The sequence below is a fragment of the Pseudomonas sp. S2_A10 genome (genome assembly GCF_054668465.1).
In genome coordinates this window covers 5,820,088-5,842,386 of the sequence record NZ_CP162773.1, presented here as the reverse complement: position 1 = coordinate 5,842,386, position 22,299 = coordinate 5,820,088, and the positions used below count along the sequence as shown (strand labels likewise).

Annotated in this window: 22 protein-coding genes and 1 pseudogene; 14 read left to right on the top strand and 9 right to left on the bottom strand. The window is 55.2% G+C overall.

The window, feature by feature from the left end:
* The first annotated feature begins 2 nt into the window (after positions 1-2).
* The 10 genes from AB4N41_RS26345 to AB4N41_RS26300 all read left to right on the top strand — a co-directional run bounded on the left by AB4N41_RS26345 (position 3) and on the right by AB4N41_RS26300 (position 9,584).
* Positions 3-848, top strand: coding sequence for a phage tail protein (locus tag AB4N41_RS26345; RefSeq protein ID WP_460138262.1), 846 nt, complete (start codon positions 3-5; stop codon positions 846-848).
* The gene (locus AB4N41_RS26340; protein WP_123377010.1) at positions 823-1,029 is read left to right on the top strand and encodes a tail protein X; all 207 of its coding nucleotides are present in this window, start codon (positions 823-825) and stop codon (positions 1,027-1,029) included. Before AB4N41_RS26345 ends, AB4N41_RS26340 begins: the two co-directional genes overlap by 26 nt.
* Positions 1,030-1,128: 99 nt before the next feature.
* Entirely contained in the window at positions 1,129-2,178 is a 1,050-nt protein-coding gene (locus AB4N41_RS26335; protein WP_460138261.1) for a phage late control D family protein, read from the top strand.
* 49 nt (positions 2,179-2,227) lie between these two features.
* Positions 2,228-2,791 (top strand): glycoside hydrolase family 19 protein, encoded by a 564-nt coding sequence (locus AB4N41_RS26330; protein ID WP_460138260.1) that lies wholly within the window; start codon positions 2,228-2,230, stop codon positions 2,789-2,791.
* Positions 2,773-3,315 carry a lysis protein gene (locus AB4N41_RS26325; protein WP_460138259.1) on the top strand — a complete coding sequence of 181 codons (543 nt, stop codon included), beginning with the start codon at positions 2,773-2,775 and terminating at the stop codon, positions 3,313-3,315. Before AB4N41_RS26330 ends, AB4N41_RS26325 begins: the two co-directional genes overlap by 19 nt.
* A gap of 151 nt (positions 3,316-3,466) precedes the next feature.
* Complete coding sequence (locus AB4N41_RS26320) at positions 3,467-4,261, top strand: DNA adenine methylase (protein WP_460138258.1); 795 nt, start codon at positions 3,467-3,469, stop codon at positions 4,259-4,261.
* A gap of 460 nt (positions 4,262-4,721) precedes the next feature.
* Positions 4,722-7,376, top strand: a complete 2,655-nt coding sequence (locus AB4N41_RS26315) for an HD domain-containing protein (RefSeq protein ID WP_460138257.1) — start codon at positions 4,722-4,724, stop codon at positions 7,374-7,376.
* 321 nt (positions 7,377-7,697) lie between these two features.
* Positions 7,698-8,501 (top strand): hypothetical protein, encoded by an 804-nt coding sequence (locus AB4N41_RS26310; RefSeq protein ID WP_460138256.1) that lies wholly within the window; start codon positions 7,698-7,700, stop codon positions 8,499-8,501.
* A 217-nt stretch (positions 8,502-8,718) separates the two neighbouring features.
* On the top strand, positions 8,719-8,937 hold the full coding sequence (locus AB4N41_RS26305; protein WP_460138255.1) for a hypothetical protein: 219 nt from the start codon (positions 8,719-8,721) through the stop codon (positions 8,935-8,937).
* Positions 8,938-9,107: 170 nt separating this feature from the next.
* The gene (locus AB4N41_RS26300) at positions 9,108-9,584 is read left to right on the top strand and encodes a hypothetical protein (protein WP_460138254.1); all 477 of its coding nucleotides are present in this window, start codon (positions 9,108-9,110) and stop codon (positions 9,582-9,584) included.
* A 448-nt stretch (positions 9,585-10,032) separates the two neighbouring features.
* Here the strand turns inward: AB4N41_RS26300 and AB4N41_RS26295 are convergent, their stop codons facing one another.
* The gene (locus tag AB4N41_RS26295; RefSeq protein ID WP_460138253.1) at positions 10,033-10,719 is read right to left on the bottom strand and encodes a hypothetical protein; all 687 of its coding nucleotides are present in this window, start codon (positions 10,717-10,719) and stop codon (positions 10,033-10,035) included.
* Positions 10,720-11,029: 310 nt separating this feature from the next.
* Positions 11,030-11,242, bottom strand: a complete 213-nt coding sequence (locus AB4N41_RS26290; RefSeq protein WP_460138252.1) for a hypothetical protein — start codon at positions 11,240-11,242, stop codon at positions 11,030-11,032.
* An 854-nt stretch (positions 11,243-12,096) separates the two neighbouring features.
* Between AB4N41_RS26290 and lepB the strand changes: the two genes are divergently transcribed.
* From lepB to rimA, 4 genes and pseudogenes are all read left to right on the top strand, one after another.
* Complete coding sequence (gene lepB / locus AB4N41_RS26285; protein WP_460138251.1) at positions 12,097-12,894, top strand: signal peptidase I; 798 nt, start codon at positions 12,097-12,099, stop codon at positions 12,892-12,894.
* A 530-nt stretch (positions 12,895-13,424) separates the two neighbouring features.
* Positions 13,425-14,546 (top strand): annotated as a pseudogene (locus tag AB4N41_RS26280) (methyl-accepting chemotaxis protein); the annotation flags it as partial.
* A 33-nt stretch (positions 14,547-14,579) separates the two neighbouring features.
* Positions 14,580-15,452: a methyl-accepting chemotaxis protein gene (locus AB4N41_RS26275; RefSeq protein WP_370695147.1), complete on the top strand. Its 873-nt coding sequence runs from the start codon at positions 14,580-14,582 to the stop codon at positions 15,450-15,452.
* Positions 15,453-15,593: 141 nt separating this feature from the next.
* Positions 15,594-16,403, top strand: a complete 810-nt coding sequence (gene rimA / locus AB4N41_RS26270; protein WP_052392137.1) for a S6 modification regulatory phosphodiesterase RimA — start codon at positions 15,594-15,596, stop codon at positions 16,401-16,403.
* Positions 16,404-16,461: 58 nt separating this feature from the next.
* Here the strand turns inward: rimA and AB4N41_RS26265 are convergent, their stop codons facing one another.
* From AB4N41_RS26265 to AB4N41_RS26235, 7 genes are all read right to left on the bottom strand, one after another.
* Positions 16,462-16,881, bottom strand: a complete 420-nt coding sequence (locus AB4N41_RS26265) for a DUF6691 family protein (RefSeq protein ID WP_076563632.1) — start codon at positions 16,879-16,881, stop codon at positions 16,462-16,464.
* 2 nt (positions 16,882-16,883) lie between these two features.
* Complete coding sequence (locus AB4N41_RS26260; RefSeq protein ID WP_056791428.1) at positions 16,884-17,318, bottom strand: YeeE/YedE family protein; 435 nt, start codon at positions 17,316-17,318, stop codon at positions 16,884-16,886.
* Positions 17,319-17,496: 178 nt separating this feature from the next.
* On the bottom strand, positions 17,497-18,282 hold the full coding sequence (locus tag AB4N41_RS26255; protein ID WP_056791423.1) for a transporter substrate-binding domain-containing protein: 786 nt from the start codon (positions 18,280-18,282) through the stop codon (positions 17,497-17,499).
* Positions 18,283-18,340: 58 nt separating this feature from the next.
* Positions 18,341-19,210 (bottom strand): copper homeostasis membrane protein CopD, encoded by an 870-nt coding sequence (copD, locus tag AB4N41_RS26250; protein WP_460138250.1) that lies wholly within the window; start codon positions 19,208-19,210, stop codon positions 18,341-18,343.
* A 3-nt stretch (positions 19,211-19,213) separates the two neighbouring features.
* Positions 19,214-19,588 carry a copper homeostasis periplasmic binding protein CopC gene (copC, locus tag AB4N41_RS26245; RefSeq protein ID WP_056791417.1) on the bottom strand — a complete coding sequence of 125 codons (375 nt, stop codon included), beginning with the start codon at positions 19,586-19,588 and terminating at the stop codon, positions 19,214-19,216.
* Positions 19,589-19,620: 32 nt separating this feature from the next.
* Complete coding sequence (locus AB4N41_RS26240; RefSeq protein ID WP_252876640.1) at positions 19,621-20,490, bottom strand: copper resistance protein B; 870 nt, start codon at positions 20,488-20,490, stop codon at positions 19,621-19,623.
* An 11-nt stretch (positions 20,491-20,501) separates the two neighbouring features.
* The gene (locus tag AB4N41_RS26235; protein ID WP_252876639.1) at positions 20,502-22,199 is read right to left on the bottom strand and encodes a copper resistance system multicopper oxidase; all 1,698 of its coding nucleotides are present in this window, start codon (positions 22,197-22,199) and stop codon (positions 20,502-20,504) included.
* Positions 22,200-22,299: the final 100 nt, after the last annotated feature.

The following is a 22,299-nucleotide window of genomic DNA, read 5'->3' as shown; positions in this document are numbered from 1 at the left end:
TCATGGCTTACATGGAGCAGATGCAATCAAGTCTGAAGTATCTGGTGGATGCAGGGGAAACGGGGCGGCGTAGCGCGGATGGCATGCTGTCCCCGGTCAATGGCGCGATCCGCGAACTGACCGGCGCCGCGTCCGAGCTGGAAAACATCCCGTTCGTCGGGCCGGCCATCGGCGCCAAGCTTCAGCGGGTGATGCGCGGCGTCGACGCGGCTCAGGCCAAGGTCGGTCAGGTGGCGGCGGTGTACGGCCGCGCCACCCGGGCGGCGGCCGAAGTGCAGGAGCGGCTGGGCACGTTGAAGGAGCAGGCGGGCAAGGCGGCCACGGCGATCAACAACGTTGCCGGCAAGGTCAGTCCGTCGCTGGCCAACATCGTGCCCACCAGTTCCTTTGCCGTGGAGGCCACGCCGGCGCCGGAGGCGGTGAAGCCGTTCCCGCATCTGATGATCATTCAACCGCGCGATCCGAAGATTGAGCCGTACTACTTCAACCTGGACACGGCGGCGTTTGATGAGCTGAGCCGTTCGACCGAATTCCGCTGGGCTTCTCAGGAGCGGTTGACGCGCCGGCCGGCGAAGCAGGCCATCGGTATGGGCGATGAAAAGTTGACGCTCAAGGGCACGATCTACCCGGGCTTCAAGGGCGGGCTAAAGCAGCTCGACACCCTGCGTTCCATTGGTGCCAGGCTGCAACCGCTGACCCTGACCACGGGTTATGGCGAGGTGATCGGGACCTGGTGCCTGAAAAACATCAACGAGGAACAGTCCGCACTGCTGCACGGCGGGATTGCTCGCAAACAGGGGTTCACTTTGGAGTTTGAGCGTTATGGCGACGACATGCAGGACGTCTGACGGCGACATGCTCGATGTCATTTGCAACAACGTTTACGGCCATCTGAATGGCAGCGTCGAGGCCGTGCTCGATGCCAATCAGGGGTTGGCCGATGAGCCTCAGCCGTTCCGGTCGGGCGTGATCATCGTCCTGCCGGATCTGCCCAGCCCGACCAATGAAGGCGTCAGCTTGTGGGATTGACCCGGAGTGATGCCTTCGCCGGCGCCGCGTCGCGTTACGCGTAACGGCACCTTGTTTTTCTGACCCGCCTTGTGCGGGTTTTTTATTGGAAAAAAATCAATGACTCCGATGTTTCGCATTGTCGCCGATGGCGCCGATGTCACGGCCAAGATCAATGATCGGCTGTTGTTGCTGGGCACCTCTGACAAGCCGGGCATGGAGTCCGACGAGTTTGAGCTGCGTATCGACGACCGTGATGGGCAAGTGCAATTGCCACGGCGTGGCAGCTCAATCGAGATCTACCTGGGGTACGCCGAAACGTCCTTGGCGCGAATGGGCAGTTACACCGTGGACACGGTCGAGGTGTCAGGCCCGCCGGATACCATCGTGATCAAGGGTAAGGCCAGCGACATGCGTGGCAGCGGCAAGACCATTCGTAGCGGAAGCTGGGAAGACGTACCACTGTCGAAGATCGTCGCTGACGTCGCCGCGCGCAATGGCTGGACGCCTGTGTGTCCGGTGTCGACCAAGGTCGCCCGGGTCGACCAGCTCAACGAGTCCGACTTTAATTTCATTACCCGGCTGGCCAAGCAATACGACTGCACGGCCAAGGTCGCCGACGGCAAGCTGTTGGTGATGCCGCGCCAAGGCGGCCAGACAGCCAGCGGGAAGACGTTCGGCGCCATTACCCTGACCCGACGCGACCTCAGCCGCTGGCAATTCAGTCTCGGCGATCGCAATTCGCACAAGGCGGTGGCCACTAAGCATCAGGACAAAAAGAACGGCAAGCTCGCGGTGGTTACCATCGACAACGATGACGCTCCGGACGGCCTGCCGGCAGTGCATACCGACCGCCATATCTACCCGGACAAAGGCGCTGCTGAAGCGGCGGCCAAGGCACGTCTGTCGGCGTTCAATCGCTCGACCGCCGATGTGCGGCTTGAAATGCCTGGCCGGACGGACATCTTTGCCGAGCGTCCCATCATCGCTCAGGGTTTCAAGGTCGGGCTTGATGGCGAATACCTGGCGGATTCGGTCGAGCAGGTGTTTACCCAGTCCGGCTGGTCGACCACGGTCGAATGCAATGCCGGCAAAGCCGGTAAATCCAAGGGCAAGAAAAAGAAAGGACCGAAACCACCACTCAAGGTGGTGAACGTCGAGAAGCAGTAGTCGCATCCCATCGCCGCCTGAGTGCGGTTTTTTTACGTCTGGAGTTTGTATGTCCATCACTGAACAACAGCTGCAAAGCATCATGCCCAACGCCCGCCGCCAAGCGGGCGTTTTTGTATCCGCCCTCAACGCAGCCATGGCCCGCCGGCAGATCAACACGCCGAAACGCCAAGCCGCGTTTCTGGCGCAAGTCGGTCACGAGTCGGGTCAGCTGCAGTACGTCCGGGAACTGGGCGGCGATCAGTACCTGAGCAAATACGACACCGGCAACCTGGCTGCAAAACTGGGCAACACGCCGGCAGCAGATGGTGATGGCCAGCGCTATCGCGGTCGCGGCCTGATCCAGGTCACTGGCCACGACAACTACCTGCGCTGCAGCTTGGCGCTGTTCGGTGACGAGCGATTGCTGCGCACGCCTGAACTGCTGGAGCTGCCGCAGTGGGCCGCCGAGTCGGCCGCATGGTTCTGGTTCGTGAATGGGCTGAACGCGCTGGCCGATCAAAACGAATTCAACACGATCACCCGCAGGATCAACGGCGGCCTCAATGGCCTGCAGGATCGGCTGGAATTGTGGGGGCGGGCGAGGGCGGTGCTATGCGTCTCGGCGAACTGATACCGGCGCCGTATCGGCTGCTGGCACAAGGTGTGCTGCTGGTCGTGTTGGTCGGTGCTTCCGCCGCCATTGCCTGGCAATTACAGGATTGGCGCTACGGCAAACAACTCGCCGAGCAGGCCCGACTCCACACCGAAACCTTTAACCAGTTGGCCCTGGCCACGGTTGCGCAGCAGCGTGCCGAACAGGACAAACGCCTCGCGCTCGAGCAGCGCCTGGCCACTAGCGAACAAATCCATTACCGAGCCTTGAGCGATGCCCAACGTGATCAAGGTCGCCTGCGCGACCGCCTTGCCACTGCTGATCTGCGCCTGTCAGTCCTACTCGATGCCACCACCGGCGCCGGCAACGGATTGGTGTCAGCCGCCACCGCCACCGGCGGCGTGGTTCATGGCCCCACAAGAGCCGAACTTGACCCGGCGCATGCTCAACGAATTATCGGCGTCACCCATGACGGCGACCGGGGCTTGATTGCCCTAGCGGCCTGTCAGGCATACGCCAAAGAAGTCTCAACACCGAAGTGAAAAAAGAGCGGTCGATCCGGATGCGTCAACATCCGGATCGACCGCCGTCCCTGCAGATGGTCCCTGCAAGTCCAGCCAAGGCTCTTGCTCCGTGCACAAAGCGCGGCGAGCCTAGCACCTGTTTATCCATACAGTAAAGGTCTTGCTTTTTATGTCTACACCCATCATTCCCTGGATGGGCGGCAAACGCCGCCTGGCCGACCGCCTCATACCGCTTTTTCCGCCACACGAATGCTACGTCGAAGTCTTTGCCGGCGGTGCCGCGCTCTACTTCATGAAGCCCCAGCCATCGCCCGTCGAAGTCCTCAACGACATCAACGGCGACCTGGTCACGCTTTACCGCGTCGTGCAGAACCACCTCGAAGAATTTGTGCGCCAATTCAAATGGGCGCTCAGCTCGCGGCAGGTGTTCGAATGGCAGAAAATGACCCGCCCCGAAACCCTCACCGACATTCAGCGCGCCGCCCGGTTCTTTTACCTGCAGCACCATGCTTTCGCTGGCAAGGTCTCGGGTCAGACTTTCGGGACGGCTACGACTGCCCCGGCCATCAACCTACTGCGTATCGAGGAAAACCTCTCGGCCGCGTGGCAGCGCCTGTCCGGCACCTACGTCGAAAACCTCCCTTGGCTTGAATGCGCTGAACGTTACGACCGCGCCCATACCTTTCATTACATGGATCCGCCTTACTGGCAGACCGCGGGTTATGGCGTGGACTTTCCGTTCGAGAACTATGAACGGATGGCCGACTTCATGCGGCGTTGCAAAGGTAAGGTGATGGTCAGTATCAACGACCACCCGGACATACGTCGGGTTTTCCGTGGCTTTCATTTTGAGGTACTCGACATTCGCTATACCACGACCAACCAGAGGCTGGGGAAGGCCGAAGTCAGTGGCGAATTGGTGATAATGAATTGGGAACCGACAGAGTTGGGAGGTCTGTTTTAGCAGAGTTCTCATATTGGGATTGGATGCTTTCGGCCTATAGCGGACCTTCGACTCAATAAGGCTTTTGGCCTAAGACCGGCACGCACGCACAATGAGTAGCCCCCTCCCTTACGCTTCGATACCGGCCACCCTCTGCAGTGTCGCGGGCACAATTTTCCCGCATATACCGTATCAAAATTGATCAGGCGAGATATCATCCTGCCATTATCTAGCCGTTGGGCTGTGGGTGATTTACGTTGAACGCTCCCCAGCTCGGAAAATAATCCTTGGCTAAGCTGGTACGTTTGCCCAGGCGGTTCATAGGACCGACAGATGAAAATACTCATGGAAGCGAAAAGCTATGCAGATTAGAGATCCACTAATAGAATTACATGAAACAGTACTGTACCGATATCTAGCATCGCTTGATCAAGAATACTCAGAGAGAATTTCGAAATTTGTTCGCGAAGTTGCACCTTTAATGGCAACGATTGAAAATTACTTCCCATACTATACGCGCCATGATGCACACCACGGCTATCAAGTAGTTGAAAGAATGGCGCAATGCTTATTGCCTTCGTGTTTCGATCTTTCAAAACCGGAATCGTTGACTGCACAGGAAGTTTTTTTATTAATTGCCGCAGCATATGCACACGACCTAGGCATGGCTGTATTTCCGGGTGAAGAGCAACTTCTAAAAAGAAAATTTAGCCTGTGCGACACACCAGCTTGGAAAACAAACGATAAACTTCAAAGTTATCTTAGGAAAAATCATTCCAGCAGGGGAGGGGAATACGTCGAAAAAAACGCTGAACAATTTGGTGTGCCCCGCAATTTAGTTGCAGCATTAGACCTGCTTATGAAAGCTCATAACTATTCTATAACTCAACTTGAAAGAGAGTTGCAGCGCCCGTTCGCGACTGGTCAAAAAGAAAGCGATCTAGCTCAGTTGGCTGTAATTGTTTGTGTTGCGGATGCTATAGAATTCAGTGATACGCGAGTGCTAGATGGTGTATTCGATAAAATTGGAATGGATAAAACCTATGCCGCACGGATTTCTTATGCAGAAAACATGAAGCATGTTTGCACTGGCGACAGTCTAGCTGTAACCGATGACGGCCGAATTATTGTCAGCGGCGCATTTCAGGATGCCAATATTCTCGCCCTCGCACATCGCACCTTTGATCAGATGGAGGAGTGGATTCAGGGATACAGCGACATAGATCGCCGTTGCAGGCATAGAAAGCTGAAGGTAAGGGGAGAACCTTTCCAGCGCGACCTATCGTTTAATAGGGGAAATTTCCAGCGTTTGGGAGTAAGACTCAATAAGCGTAGTGTGATCGACTTGATCGCTTCCAATGCAGTTTGGCGGGCTCAACAAGGTATCGCGTTGCGCGAGTTAGTGCAAAATGCAGTTGAGGCATGTCGCTATAGAGATCATCACTCTGCGCCTGCAGATAAATATCAACCGGAAGTTTACATAGTTTTCGATAGGGAGCAGCATACTGCAACAGTTAGCGATAATGGATGTGGTATGTCTGAGCGAACTGTTCTTAATAACTTGCTGACTGTTGGGAGCAGTAGGTCTCGCGAGCCGGCGTATACAGAAAGTGACTATGCACCGATTGCTCGCTTTGGCATTGGTTTTTGGTCGGTCTTTACTATTGCTGACGTGGCTAAGGTAACCACAACTGCATTTGAAAATTATAGGGGCAGACCAAGTCAGGCTGCGAGCGCTCAAGGCTTTGAGTTTGACGTTCAGCTAGCGGAACTGAAGGATTTCACGGTTTTCTCACCAACTGAAAGAGCCTGCGGAACAACCATAAAATTAGATCTAAAACCTCACGTAGTCATTGATGAAGTGTTTACTGATCTAAAGAAATTACTTCTTTGCTCAATGGTCCCTTTGACTATAGTTCTAGATGAGAAAGAAGAAAAAATTGATAGTAATGTACCTCGCATTGACGAGGTTGCGCTCTTTGGTGTGAGGCGTCTAAAGGCAAAGGAGCTTGGAATAAGGATTTTTGATTATTGCGCAAAGTCAGCCGATGTATCTGTTTCCTATGGTTTTGCATACCGAGAAGAAGGCGGATCTACAACGTTAATGGCGGGGCCTGGCAATCCAATGTTTAGTGTGATTGAGAACTTTCATTCGAGTCAGTCTGCAGTGTGTGGGTTCTCGGTGCCAGTGCGAATTACACCGTTATGCATAGATCTTGAAAGAATCGGCACCTACAAGATAAATACCACTACACCTCGAGGCTTTGAGTTCTCTATAGATCGAAGTCAACTGAACAAAAATGAAGCGGTGACGAATTTTATTGAACGCGCTAGAAATATTATTCATGATGGCTATCGGGACTTTCTCAAAAAAACAAATTCCTACTATCCAGAAGTGATTAACCGCTTGCAGAGAGAAGCTGCATCCGGGGGTGGGGGCGTATACGATCAATTTACTGAAATGGAACTAGCTTCGGCCAAATCTAGCTATCCAGATCTGATTTGCATGGGACTAACTCCTGTTACACAGGGGCAGGGCTTTAATCAAGCAAAAGCTAATACAAAATATGTAAACCTAGACCAATTGTCTAAAATGAACGGCATTGTTTGGTGTTTGCAAGCACAGCGTGGACAGTTCAGCTCCAGGGGGGCTCAGCACTTTCCTGTTGAAGCTCCAGAAGCACTTCAAGTTGCCTATGCCTGGGTGCAAAAGCAGCAACAAAATTTATTAGCAAATATACCAGTATACATCACGCAAGCAGACCGAAATTTCTCACTTTTATTTGACAATGACAACGCCTCATTCACGCATGTCACCTCTTTGCCATATGAGCTTTGTTTTCTCGCTGTCAACTTGGAAAGAGTTAACTATGCGGAGATGGCTGTTGATATAATTCCCAATATAGGAGGGGTATGGGCGGGCACTATTTATTGGCGAAAGTTTGAAACGGAAGACAATAAGCCCTATTTATTTCTTGGTCGGCATCGTGTTCTAGTTAAACCCGATACTAAACTTCAGGCTCATATTAAAGCTCTCGCTGAAGATGCAAGGATATCAGCTATAGCTAATATCATTAAGCTTCTTCAAGAAGACGAGGCTGGACACATACCAGAAGCGTTAACAGGCTTGCTTTAGAAAACACTAACTGAGTTCGTTCGGTGAAGCTTTTATTGTAGCGATCCGAACGAGCCTAGCTAATTTTAGTTGCAAGCATTTGTAGCAATGACATCAAGGGCGATCCATAATCCGTTGATTGTATGTAAACCGAGAGCGCTGAAAGGGGCGAGAAGACAAGTGAGCTGACTATATGAGATAAGGTTCTTTCGATTTAATCACTGCTGCTTTATCGGTTTTATTGCAAGGTCGGTGAGGGGGGGGCGTTGCATGGATTCGGTAAGTGCTATTATAAATTAAAGTTAAATTAATAAAATAAACACTGCATGGAATGAGCGGAATATGTCAGCAAAAATTATCAAGAAATTCCCAAAACGATTTGAGTTAAATGAAGAGACTCTACGAAGAATTTATTCTGATATCAAGAAGAGGGTTCCAGATGAGAATCACAAAGACATAATTTTTGAAATTTTTCGAGAAGATTCTTTGGTATACAGAACGTCTGAAGTAGATCGTATATTAACTGAGGATAACGACTCAACGCGGAAAATTAAAAACATCAAAATTGAATATGCAGATCCCAGTCTGCTGCTCGAAATATATTTTGACTCAGAACAAGGCGTTGAATTTACAGTTGCTGGCGAAGTGAGAGATGATGTGTATTTGCTAGCCTCTGAGCTTAAAGAGTATATACAGAAAGAAGTTTGCAATATTCTGAGTCTCAATTTTTCCAATCAAAAATCATTCCTGTTAATTTTTACATCGTTTATGCTAGCTTTCTTTATATATTCTATGATGAATATGGCGCCACAGCTGACGGATACAGAGATATTAAATTCCATACTTGCTAGTACAAGTGCAAATGAAAAACTTGACTATCTTATCAAGTCGAGGGAGGTCAAGATCAAGATACCAAGTTTCTTCTATGTAATGATGATGTTTCCTGTGATGATAATTGTCTTGACCGTAGTGCCTTTTAAGAAGGTTTTCAATTATCTTTATCCGGGAAATGTATTTTTATTTGGGAAGCAGGTTAGTGTGATTGCTAATCGAAGATCAACTGCGAAAAATTTTTTCTGGGGAGGTTTGATTGCGTTTTTGATTGCAATTTCTACCGGATATTATTTTTTCTGGTTGGCCAAGTAATTGTGTGATTTGTCCGGCTCGCTATTGGCGAAAGGCGTGCCTGCTCTTTTTTCAGCGGAGATTGTGGGGGGCGGATAAATCTTGTTTTTTTCTAGCTATCCTAACGACGCTTCCAATAAGTAGTGACGCCTTTGCGTTCGCTTCAAGGTCCCACTTGAAGTGAACACTCCAACTTTGGCGTCGGATGAACTAAGAATATCTTTCAATGATGACAGCCATGCCGAATAACCCAGACTGCAACATTCACATGGGCGATGCTCTGACATTGTTACTGCTCAACCAGCATGCCCTCGGTAAGGCAATCGAAGAGATCACCCATTGGATCTCAGGGACTGGCGCAGACGATGTTGCCGATAACGCCGTCGCGGCCCTTGGAAAATTGGACAGAAATGCACAAGCGCTCACCAACGCGATCATGCGACTCAGAATTTCGTAGTGACCTACCGATAGACATAGCGCCTTTTATGTGCAACAGGCCCCCACACCTTGCCCGGTGTGTGGGCCTTTTTGTGGCGACACGGAAACCACGATCGCCAGGGTGGTCTACCGTGTTCCAATGGTCTGGGAGATGCTCAGACTGACCTCACGTGAACTGGAACGCTGTCCATGTCTTACGCCTATGAGGAATTGGCGACCGTCGGTGTGCCGGCCCTGTACCAGGAGCAACCGCCGAATACGCTGACCACGCTGGAACTGAACATCCGGCTTCTCAATGTCGGTTCGGGGCGCTTTCGCGTTGAATTTGACCGCTATCTGCAAGACCCCAAGGAGGCGAGTGCCGTACAGGTGATGTTGACCGGCGGGCTGTTGCTGCAAGGACCGATCGTCGATGGCAGTAACGAGCCGGCCGGCAGCTGGCTGCTGATCGATGTCGAGCAGGCCGAACTGCCGTTCGAACCGCCAGCGACCTCAACGGCTGAAGTGGGAGTGAGCATGGACGATGGATTAGCGGCCCTATACCTGCCGCACGTCGTACAGGTAGAGACACTCGAACTCTTGGCCCGACCCGCATCAGCCAGGCGTCCAGCGCCGACGAGCTGTGGGGCGCCAGTGACCGCGCCGCCCGCTTTGCTGTGGGGCTGAAGACGGTCAGGGCGTTGAATGCGGCGAGTATGGAAGGCCTTTACGGCGTCATCGACACTGCCCCCACCCAGCGAAGGCTGGAGCAAGCCGCGTTATAGGCCAAGGCATTTACGAATATGTGTGGTCGAGCTGCGCGCGGTGGGCGATTAACAGTAGGTGCGTATTACCATAGGGCATATTTAGGGCAAAGGCGGGACCGGAGCAGGCCGCGACAAGCCATCTGCTAACGCGTGCCGCGCCTGATTCTGTGGCCTGAAGCGGTCTGCGCGAACTAATGCACGGGTTCGAATCCCTATCCTGTAATTGGCTTACCATGACCGTATTCGACCCCAAGCCATCGGTCCTAATGTGGAAATTGTAAAAGTAGTCGATGGCTACCAGTACTTTGGCCAGTTGTTGGAGTTCTGCCGCGGTTAGTCGGTGTTCAATTTGAATAACGAGGCCGGGATCAAGTTTTCTTCCAGTTTTTCTGGTGAATATTACGGCAGCGTTGCACGACTTCTTCTACGTGAGGATGACGCGGTGAGTCGGTGTAGATCTCTTTCCCGTAGAAGGGAAGACCGCCTAGGAAGTTTTCCAGCACGGCATCCAGCTCGAGCGAAAGCAGGACCAGTGTCTTGAAGGCGTTGGGTACTTGATCTTTTTCAAAGCTAGCCCACCTATCATTCATGGCTCGTTCAGCCTTACCTGCTTTATCCCATTCCTTAGATTTATGGTGTACCAACGCATTCCGCGCTTTAACCAGACCTTTTAGGCCGTTGATTGCAGGGCCATCCTCCGTGAGGGATCGGCCGCAAATGAGTCGAGGGACAATCATCCACTTACCTAGCAAATCCATCTTGTCCAGGTAATCGGTGGCCACTTTATCGCTTAGCTGGATGGCCGCTAAGTCAAATACAGCGGCTTCGAGGGCCATCGCGGAGAAAACGATGGTTTTTATCCCCGCCACACTCTTTATTTTTTCGTGCTCATCGTAGGCTGCATAGTCGTATAGCGATTCTGGACGAGCAACAGGATTGGCCATTTCAGTTAAGAACTGACCAAAGGCCTCCTCAGCAATTTCTGCGTAAGAGTCGGCCATTGTATCGACACGTATATAGCTATCGCGGATCTGAAACGGTTCGGTCGTACCCATCACGAGTCCTCGGAATTAAAGGTGATAACGTATTTTATCGCTAATAGATGGTGCCTTAGCCATGGGTAAGTACAGGTTCGCTTTTGTCGAATGTTGCCTGTCAGAGGGAGTGGTTCGCCCATCGTTAGGATTACGGGCATGACCATGAGCGCGAGAGTGGGGCAAAAATGCAGCAAACCGTGTGTCAATCCACGCCATTCAATGCCAAATATGTGTTGCACATGAATGGTGATATGAGCTGAACCTCAGAGAAGGCGTGGGTTTGAAGCTTTCCGGGCGAAATATTCCAACACAATCGGAGTGTAGCCGTTCACAGACGTTTGCTTCTGAGCCTTGCCAAGCCCTGCTTAATATGTCCGGCATTCTCTCCAATCACCCACAAGGCACCCCGGACGTTGTCGCCGACTTCGGCCAAGCCTTGCTGTTCAGCATGAAGCGTAAGCTCCATCAAGGCTGCTTCTAGGCCGAGCTGATTCTGGTACATCCTCTCCAGCACATCCACTAACGAATATTCGTTTGTCATGGCATCGACTCCTTTCGAAAAAGAAACAGCATAGTACCGGTAGTGCCCTTGGTGGGCAGTAATTGCTGCTTGCTTAGAAATTGCTACAAAGCAGTTTGTTTTCGTGAGATTAACCAGGCTGGCCGGGGGCCAGACGAGGGACTACATCCAATCCATCATCGGGGCGACAGAGAAGCGGCGGGAGAGTGTGACGGGTTGTAGGGACATGTGAGGAATCTGGATCAAGAAGGCGAAGGCGCAAGAGTTTATCAGGTCTGCGAACAGGCAAAGGCTTGCGAGCCGCTGTTTGTGGTTTGAACTGGGCTCCGACGCGCTCGGCCTGATGGGAGGAGGTGTATTTCTGCCTGTTTTCTGTCCTTCAGTATCCGTTTAAACGATTACGCAGGCGCTTGTTTAAATCTGACTGGTGAAAGTCATCCGAAGCCTACCTTGTCTTGCGCCTCCCCTACACCTAAGACAGAATCCGCCGGCTTGTGCGTTTAGCCTGCGGGTTTTATCGTCTCCGGGTCACTGAAAACAGTGATCGGGTTTGGTAGCGCGTTCCGTCAAAAGCACAAGACTACCGTCTTGCGACGACGTTTCTCGTCTTTGTTTTATGGTGGTCATGCGCGGGGCATCTTCGGATGCGCCGGGGTTCCCGACGACCGGTCTACCAACCTGCGTATGGCCTCCACCCTTCGTTTGGTAGCGAGAGTGATGGCTCCTTTTTGTTCATCCGTCAGGAGTTGTACAGCCTGCAATTGCGCACGACCGGTTATTTTTCCGCTAAATAACCCCCACTGCATTGCCCGTAGCGCCCTATTGGCTGAATAGGCCGGGAGCTTGATTGTTAGCTATTTACGTGAAGAGAATTTATGTCTACTCCTGATAAGCCGAAGTTGCCGCTGCAAGCATTTGTGATGTCGTGCCTAGTGGCCGGCTGGGGTCTGGTGTATGCCGGTCAGGTGAATTGGGCGGTGCGTGTTGCCGCTATGCTTTATCTGGGTGTGATTTTACTCGGTGTCTGCGGGGTGCCTGCCACGCCATTGGGCCTGTATGTCTTCGCTACGTTTATCGTCCTGGTGAAACTCGGCTCGGCCACGGCGGCTGCGATATCGGTGCGTAGAAACGACCGTCCGGTGAACAGCCCCAGCACCCGTTTCCATGTGCTTTACGTGGTGGCGCTGGTCATCTTTACGCTGGTTCTTTTCGGTCCATTGCGAGGCCCGACGCTAGGGTTCAAGACTTACTTGATCCCCTCCGGCTCGATGATTCCGACCCTTTCCATCGGTGACTATATCGTCACCAATATGCGCATCGACGAGCCGCAGGTGGGCGACATTGTGGTGTATCGCTACAACGGCACGGAGGCGGTCAAACGTGTGGCGGCAGTGGGTGGCGATACCTTGTCGATTGTTGACGGTAAGGTCATTCGCAACGGCGAAAACATGGGGCTGTTCTTTGCGCCGCCAGAGCGCGTGAAGGATCCTCGTTATCTGCAAACGCCGCAGACGGTGGTCGATAAAGATCATGTTTATCTGCTCGGCGATAACCGCGACAGCAGTAACGACAGCCGCTTTATGGGTCAGGTCGCAGTCCAGGACATTACCGGTAAAGTCACCGGTATCTGGTATTCATCCGATCGATCGAGGATTGGCACAGCCTTTCAATGAACACAAAAGCCGTCACCTTAAGGTGACGGCTTACGCTTGCAGATCTAGCCAAACTGACTCGCCGACTCAACCGCAGATTTCGGCTTCCTCAACCGGGTCCGCTGGTAAGCAATCCAAACCATCACTGCATGGCCCTCAAGGCAATCTGCGTGCACCCATGCCCACCACACGCGACATACCACACACCGGACGCGTCGAGGCAGTGATTGCGTGGCCAGGCATTTGAATCCGCATTTTCAATCCCCTTTCACGCCAGTAGCGATGTGCCATAGGTCATGATGGCAATGCGTCATCACGCCACTCAAAAAGTTCAACGTTTATACAAAAATATAAAGTTGTACAAGTTTTCGCAAAATTAATAGCATCCCTTCAGACACCTTTGCTGAAACGATAAATCCAGCGTGCAGAAGCTCTGTTTGCGATGTGACGGGTTTGTCTGCCGGTGCTCGCGTCGGGTCTCTTTTCGACGCTTCAACAGCATCGGCATTTGCATTTCCGGGGCAGCTGGAGCGTCCCGTATTACGCCCTGGATGACGACCCCCGAATGTCTGGACGGTGACTGTGGTTACCGGAGATCAATTTTTTGTGCCTGGCGTTTCGCGTCAGGACGTTTGAGGCTGAATATGGCAGTAGCATCGAATTTCCTCGGTGACATCAAAGTTTCCCGCAAGCTGGGAACCGGCTTCGGCATTCTTCTGCTGGCCGTTTTGGCGGTTGCCTTCATTGGCTATAACAGCAACAGCGTGCTGGTTGATCGCTTGAGTACGACGCGTCTGATCGGCACGTTGAATGACGCTACGCAAAATATGCGTCTGTCCGAGAAACAGTACGAAGCCGCCGCTGACGCAGCGTTCGCCGAGTCCTATAACGCGCAGTTGAATGTCTTGCAGGGCCTTGTGAGCAAGGCGCTGGACACCTTGACTCGCGCTGAAAACCAGCAAGCCTTGAAGGCTTTGCAAACCACGATTGTTGCCTACGACCAGAAGGTCAAACGGCTGATCGCTGCCGATCAATCGACCACCGATGCGCTGAAACCGCTGACGGCGCTGTCGGACAAGTACGCGCAAACTTTTGCCGGCATGCTTGAAGGCGCCACGACCAGTGCCTTGGCGTCTGCCGATGGTGAACGCGTTCGGGAGCTGCGCACGGTGGCCGATTTGCGCAATGGCATGACCACGTTTCGCCTGATGTTGCGTCGTTACATCGCGGTGCCCAACGACGTGAACAAAAAACTGCTGATGGAAACCATCGATAGCTTCTTGAGTGATATCAGCAAGGCGCGCACCAGCCTGCCGACGGCGCTGTCGAGCCAACTGGAAGAAGCCCACTCCGGCATGCGGCGTTATCGCGAAGTATTGGTGGAAGTGGCCGGGCTGTTTGAGCAGAAGCAGAACATGCGCGAGCAGGTCGACCAGGAAAGCAAGGCGATGGACAAGATCATGAGTGGCCTGATGGACACCCAGCAGCGCCTTGCGCATGAGGATCAGCATTCGGCTTTTATTCAGATGGCGGTATTGACTGCGTTGGCGCTGGTGATCGGGCTGTTGGCTTCGGTGGTTATCTCGCGCCAGATCACTGCGCCGCTAGCGCTGACGGTTGATCTGGCACGACGGATTGCCAAAGGCGACCTGACGGTCCAGGCCAGGTCTGCGCGCAAAGATGAGTTGGGCGATCTGCAAAATGCGATGCAGGAGATGGCGCAGAACCTGAACACGCTGGTGCAAGGTATCGGCAATGGCGTCACGCAGATTTCCACCTCTGCGGAAAAGCTCTCGGCCATGAGCGAGCAGACCAGCGCAGGTGTACGTCAGCAAAAAAGTGAAGTGGATCAAGTTGCCACGGCGATGCACGAAATGGCTTCGACGGTGCAGGAAGTTGCGCGTAACACCACCGATGCCTCCGCTGCCGCGACCCTCGCCGATCAGCAGGCGCGCCACGGCAGCACGGTGGTCAAGCAGGCGACGGTGCAGATCAGCGAACTTGCCATGGCCATTGAAGAGTTGGGCGGTGCGATGAATGTGCTGACTCAGGACAGCGAGCAGATCGGCAAAGTCATCGATGTGATCAAAGCCGTCGCCGAGCAGACCAATCTGCTCGCGTTGAACGCCGCTATCGAAGCCGCGCGGGCGGGTGAGCAGGGTCGTGGTTTTGCTGTGGTGGCAGACGAAGTGCGCTCGCTGGCACAGCGCACGCAGGACTCGACCAAGGAAATCGAAGCGTTGATCGTCACCCTGCAACAAGGCACGCAAGCGGCCGCGACGCTGATGACCTCAAGCCGCGAGCGCACCCTCGATACGGTGGTACTGGCGCAGAAGGCCGAATTGGCGATTACCGAGATCAATCAGTCCATCGGTACGATCCAGGAGATGAGTCTGCAGATCTCGGCCGCCGCCGAGCAGCAAAGTGCCGTGGCCGACGAAATCAACCGCAGCATTGTCAGTGTGCGTGATGTGGCTGACCAGTCGGCTGTCGCCAGCGAAGAAAGCGCGGCGGCGACGATCGAATTGGCATCACTGGGGCAGGACCTGCAGCGAATGACCGCGCATTTCCGCACCTGATCTTTTCAACTTGGCGCACGCGGTGCCTTCAACTATTCAGGCGCCGCAGGGCTACAGTTATTGCCTTGTTTGCAGATAACTAAGGCCAGCAGCTGTTTTATTTATCGCCATGGAAGGTTGCACGCCGTCATCAGGTGGTTCATGACCGACTTTCCAAAATCATTCGCGTCTCCCGGTGGCTGCCAGGGCTGTAGAAACAAAGGTGTGCCAGAGATGGATTTCGCCTTCGCTTTCCAGCCCATTGTGGATCTGCGCGATCAAACGACGTTTGCCCATGAAGCGTTGGTTCGCGGCGTAAACGGTGAAGGCGCCTTGTCTGTCCTCGAGCAGGTGGACGATCAGAACCGTTATCGATTCGATCAACTGTGTCGAGTGCGGGCGATTTCCACGGCGGCTGACTTGGGCATGACGCAGTACCTGTCGATCAACTTTCTGCCGAATGCCGTTTACCGGCCGGAGATGTGTATTCGCAGCACGCTGGAAGCGGCGCGCACATACGGCTTTCCGCTGGAGCGGCTGATCTTCGAGGCTGTGGAAGGCGAGCACGTCGAAAGCAACAAACACTTGATGAATATCTTGCGTGAGTATCGTGAGTTTGGTTTCAAGACGGCGATCGACGACTTTGGCGCAGGCTATTCCGGCCTTAACTTGTTGGCGGATTTTCAGCCAGACCTGATCAAGCTGGATATGGCGCTGATCCGCAATATTCACCGTGACCGCGTACGCCAGACCATCGTGCGCAACGTGGTGAACATGTGTAGAGAGTTGGGCGTGGAAGTGATCGCCGAGGGCATAGAAGATGCCGAGGAAAGAGACTTTCTCGCCGATTGCGGCATTTACCTGATGCAGGGCTACTGGTTCGCCAGGCCGGCCTTTAAATCATTGGCGCAGATCTCGACGAGTGCGTGGCAGGGGAGATCATCCAATCCGCGATCTTGTGCAAAACATTGATCACCACCAACACTGGCTGCCGTGGGTGCCCTGCGCCTTAATGTCGGTTGTTCTGCGGTCACGGGTTGCGTCGGGTTTCCAGCAGCGTAAATAGCCCCATGCCTGCGAGCATCGCCAATACGAAAACGATTGCTTGCCAGTGGCCCGTCAACAGGATGGTCACTGCCGGGCCAGGGCAGATGCCGGCTATCCCCCAACCGACCCCGAACAGCAGGCTGCCACCAACCAGACGTCGGTCCAGCTCTTTTCGGGCGGGTAGTTGCATGGGGTTGCCCAGTACCGATTTGCGTTGCCGGCGTGCCCAGGTCAGCGGGCCGATAGCGATGGCAATGGCGCCCACCATGACCAATGCCAGCGAGGGATCCCAGGCCCCGGCCACGTCGAGGAACGCCAGGACTTTCGTCGGATTGGCCATGCCCGCCAGAAGTAATCCGACGCCGAACAGCAGGCCGGCCAGGAATGCATTGAGTTTGAGCACGTTCAAACTCCCGTCAGATGGCGCAGGACAAATACGGTGAAGAACCCGCTGAGCATAAAGCAGGCAGTGGCGAGCATCGAACGTGGCGAAAGGCGCGATATGCCGCAAACGCCATGGCCGCTGGTGCAACCTGAGCCGTAGCGTGTGCCAAGCCCTACGAATAACCCTGCGAGAATCAGCCCTGACCAGTCGCTCTGGAACTCGATCGGCGGTAACGCCTTGAACAATCCCCACAGCAGTGGCGCGACCAGCAGGCCAAGGATGAACAGGGCTTTCTCGCTGGCGCCTTCACGGTTGCGTTGCAGCAGGCTGCCGATCAGGCCGCTGATGCCGGCAATACGCCCATTGCCGACCACGAACAGACTCGCGGCCAGGCCGATCAGCGCGCCGCCGGCAAGGGAAGACCAAGGCGTGAAATTGAGCCAGTCGACATTCATGGGACGCCTCAAGCGCAGTAGCGGTGGATGTGCGGTATGCATCGCGGCGGAAGCGAACGTGTCGCTGTGATTTCAGTGTAGCAACCGTGTGCTGTTTGAATAACGGCTGCCATTTTTTTCCAACGCGTGCATTGAGCGAACCGTTCCCTCAATGCGCGCGTCGGCCGGGTTCCGTGGCTTACTGCGGCACCGCAATCCACTCACTCAACGTCTGCTGATACTTGCCAGTGACCTTGCTCAAATGCAGCCACTGATCGACATACAGTTTCCAACTGATGTCATCGCGCGGCAGCAGATAAGCCTTCTCGCCGTATTGCATGTATTGATGCGGATTCACCGCGCACAAACCGGGTTTGAGTTTCTGCTGATACAGCGCTTCCGAGGCGTCGGTGATCATCACGTCGGCCTTGTTGTCGAGAAGTTGCTGGAAGATCGTCACGTTGTCGTGCAGGGCCAGTTGCGCCTTGGGCAGGAAGGCGTGGACGAAGGCTTCGTTGGTGCCGCCGGCAGGTTCCACCAAGCGCACGTTGGGCTGGTTGATCTGGTCGATGGTCTGGTATTTGGACTGGTCGGCGCAGCGCACCAGCGGGATTTTGCCGTCGGTATCGAGGGTGTTGCTGAAGTAGGCTTTTTTCTGCCGTTCCAATGTGACCGAGATGCCCCCCATGCCAATGTCGCATTTGCCGGCCTGCATGTCGGGCATCAGGTTTTTCCAGGTGGTCTGCACCCATTGCACCTTGACGCCGAGACTGTCGGCCAGGGAGCGGGCCATGCTGATGTCAATGCCTTCGAAGTCGCCGTCGCTGCGCTTGAAGGTGTAGGGCTTGTAGTCGCCGGTGGTGCAGACGCGCAACTGGCCTTGTTGCTGAATGCTGTCGAGGTGGGACGAGGCCGGGTCGGCGTGAGCGCCAGTCGCCAGGGTCAGCAGGCCGCCGAGGATCATCGTGCTTTTTAGTGTTGTCATTGAGATCGGGCTTCTGAAAGGGAAGGTGGCCCAGTGTAGTGAAAGCCTTCCACGGGTGTCATCCCGGGTCCGGACTCAATGTGCCGAGCCACGCCACCAGCGCCACGATCAACAGGGCAAGGGCCAACTCCATTACGACACTGCGCCGCAGCGCTTTCGCGGCGATGAGGTGCTGGCCGTCGCGCAGCGATCGTTGCAGTGACGGTCCAAGATGAAAGCGGTTCAACGCAGCCAGCACCAGCATCACGGCGAACGCCAGCACCTCGATCGCCAGCAGCAGCCCGTAAGTGCCGAACAGCACTCCGTCGAACCTTGGGCCGACGATGAAAAGATAATTCATCACGCCGGTGACCGACACCGTCAGCACGATCAGCGCGCCCACCCATTCGAAGCGTTTCACTGCATCGGCTATCAAGCGAAGGCGTGTGTCACCGATCCGCCCGCTCACCATCAACACCAGCGCCAGCAAGGCACCCAACCACGCTCCCGCCGCAAGCAGGTGCAAGATGTCGCTGAGAAAGTGCCAGAACCGCAGCCATCCTTCGTCCATTGCGCCATGCCCGCTCCATGCCAGCGAAGCGAGGGCAATGGCGCCTGCCAACGACGCTGGCCACAGACCCGGTCGGATCACCACGATTGCCAGTGCTGTCATCCGCAGTGCCCACGCCAGGCCGACGTCCGTTTCCAACACCATCATCTGCAGGTGCGGCCACAACGCCGCGAGCTGTGTTTCGCCACTCATGGCGCGGGTCATCAGCACCAGCCCGGCCACTGACAGCAATGCCCCTGTCACTGCCATGCCCCGCAACAACGGACGGGACCGTAGCAACGTGTTGAAGCTGTACAAGCCAAATAACGCCAGCCCGAACACCAGCAGCAAATCGATATACAAGGCGAACCGCAGGATGATGTTGAGCAGGTCCGCCATTGTTCACTTCACTTTGAACGTGACGTTACCGGTGATCGGGTGCGTGTCGGCGGACACCGCGCGCCACTGCACCTGATAGGTGCCGGCAGGCAGCGGGGCGAGCGGGGTGATCAGCATGGTTTTCGGATCGCTGCTGGCGCTGACTTTGGCTTTCATCGGCATCGGCGAGTGAGCCATGCCACCCATTTCGGTCATTACCAGTTTGGCCCCGGAAAATTGCGTGACCAGGTTCTCGGAAAAGTGCAGCTCGATCCTGCCCGGCGCGGCGCCTTCCGCGCCTTCGGCTGGCGTTGACGAAAGCAGTTTCGGGTGGGCCTGGGCGAGGGTGCTCAGGAGCAATCCGCTGGCGAATATCAGGGGCAGGGTTAATGTGCGCATGCAAGGTCTCCGATTTGTTTTTTTAGAAGAATTCAGAACCACAGCCTGACCCCGAGGACCAGGCGCGCCTCACTGCGATCCTCGTCTTCTTCGCGGGCGTAGTCGGCGGTGTTGCCGTAAGTGCGATTCCACGTCACGCCGATATAAGGCGCGAATTCGCGGCGGATTTCATAGCGCAACCGCAGGCCCGCCTCGGTATTGGACAACCCTGAGCCGATGCCCCGCTGCGGATCGTTTTTGCCATAGATATTCAGTTCTGCGGTCGGCTGCAGGATCAGGCGATTGGTCAGCAGGATGTCGTAGTCGCCCTCCAGCCGTACCGCACTCTGGCCGCCCTCGCCAAGGAAAGCCGTGGCTTCGGCCTCGAAGTTGTAGAGCGCCATGCCCTGCACGCCGAACGCGGCCCAGGTTTGCGGTGCGCCGGGTTTGAAGTCCTGACGCACGCCGCTGACCACGTCCCACCATGGCGAAATGGCATGGCCCCACCGAGCTTGAATTTCCGCGTCTTCGGTCTTGCCGTTGTTGCGCTCGCCTTCAGAGCGCAGCCACAGCCGATCGGTATCCCCGCCGATCCAGCCGGACAGGTCCCAGGCCAAAGCGCTGCCGTCATCGGCGTTCTGCCATTCGAGTTTGTCGGCAAGAAAGTAGCTGTTTATTACGCTGTCATGCACCTGATGACCGCCGGGGCTGGTGAACACCGCAGCGCGGTCGGCGTCGGTCACGGGCGGAATCGGCGTGCGGCTTTCGCTCGGCGCGGCGGGCTGCATCATGCCGTCGTCCATGCTCTGCATCGCCGAATGATCCATCCCGGGCATCTGGCTGTGGTCCATGCCCTGCATATCGTCGGCGGCCATGGCAGAGGTGCCGGCGAGCAGCAGCGAAAACACGCTGAGTCGAGTCATGATCGGCCTCTTCATTCTTCCACCCGCACTTCGCGGAACATGCCCGTTTCCATGTGATAAAGCAGATGACAGTGATAGGCCCAGCGGCCGAGGGCGTCGGCGGTGACGCGATAGCTGCGGCGGCTGCCGGGCGGCATGTCGATGGTATGTTTGCGCACCTGAAAGTTGCCGTTTTCGTCTTCCAGATCGCTCCACATCCCGTGAAGGTGAATCGGGTGGGTCATCATGGTGTCGTTGACCAGCACGAGGCGGATGCGCTCGCCGTATTTCAGCCGTAAAGGCTCGGCATCGGAGAATTTGATGCCGTTGAACGACCAGGCGAATTTCTCCATGTGGCCGGTCAGGTGCAGCTCTATCGTGCGGCTCGGATCGCGGCCGTCCGGGTCTTCGAAGGTGCTGCGCAGGTCGGCGTAGGTCAGCACTCGGCGGCCGTTGTTGCGCAGGCCGAGGCCTGGGTCGTCGAGCTTTGGCGCGGTGATCATGGCCTGCATGTCCACCAGCGGATTGTTGTTTTCACTGTCGGGATGGGCTTGCATCGGGCCCATGGTGGAGTGATCCATGGCGCTCATGTCCATGCTGCCGTGATCCATACCGCCCATGCCCATGTCGTCCATGCTCACCAATGGACGCGGATCCAGCGCCGGCACTGCTGCCGACATGCCGGCGCGTGTGGCAAGAGTGCCACGGGCGTAGCCTGTGCGATCCATTGCCTGGGCGAAAAGGGTATAGGCCTCGGCGTCAGGTTCGACGATCACGTCATAGGTCTCGGCCACGGCAATGCGCAGTTCATCGACGCTGACCGGTTTGACGTGCAGGCCATCGGCAGCCACCACTGTCATTTTCAATCCCGGAATGCGCACATCGAAATAGGTCATGGCCGAGCCGTTGATCAGGCGCAGGCGCAGTTTTTCGCCGGGACGGAACAGCCAGGTGAAGTTGTCATCGGGGGCCTGGCCGTTGATCAAAAAGGTATACGTGGCGCCACTGACGTCGGCGATGTCGGTGGGGTTCATGTTCATTTGCGCCCACATCGTGCGATCGGCAACCGTGGCGCCCCAGCCTTTCTCACCGACATCGTTGATAAAGTCGCCAACAGTGCGTTTGTGGAAGTTGTAGTAGTCGGACTGTTTTTTCAGGGTCTTCATCAGGCTGGCCGGGTCTTCGTCGGTCCAGTCGCTGAGCATCACCACGTAGTCGCGATCGTACTGGAACGGTTCCGGCTCTTTGGCCTCAATGACCAGCGGCCCATAGACGCCGGCCTGCTCCTGCAAGCCGGAATGGCTGTGATACCAGTAGGTGCCGTGTTGCCGAACCTTGAACTGGTAAACGTACACGCCCCCCGGTTCGATGCCATGGAAACTCAGGCCCGGCACGCCGTCCATGTTCGCCGGCAGCAGAATGCCATGCCAGTGAATCGAGGTGTCCGCCGCGAGCCGGTTACGCACGCGCAGCGTTACGGTATCGCCTTCGCGCCAGCGCAACAGCGGGCCGGGCAGGCTGCCATTGATGGTCATCGCTGTGCGTGCCGAACCCGTGAAATTGACCGGAGTTTCGCCGATGAACAACTCGAATTCGTTGCCGCTCAGTTCGTTGACGGGCGCGGCGCCGTTCAGCGCCCAGACCGGTGTCCGCCAGAGCCCGAGGCCACCGAGCAAGCTACCGGCGGCCAGGCCTTTGACAAAAGTGCGTCTTGTGAGAATGGAAGGCATGCGCTGGAAATCCCCGTCTGGCTCATGACAGAGAGACTAGCCAGCCCCGGCTTTCAGTTGGCTGAGGCAAACATTACAGTTTTGTCAGTTAACCCGGGCG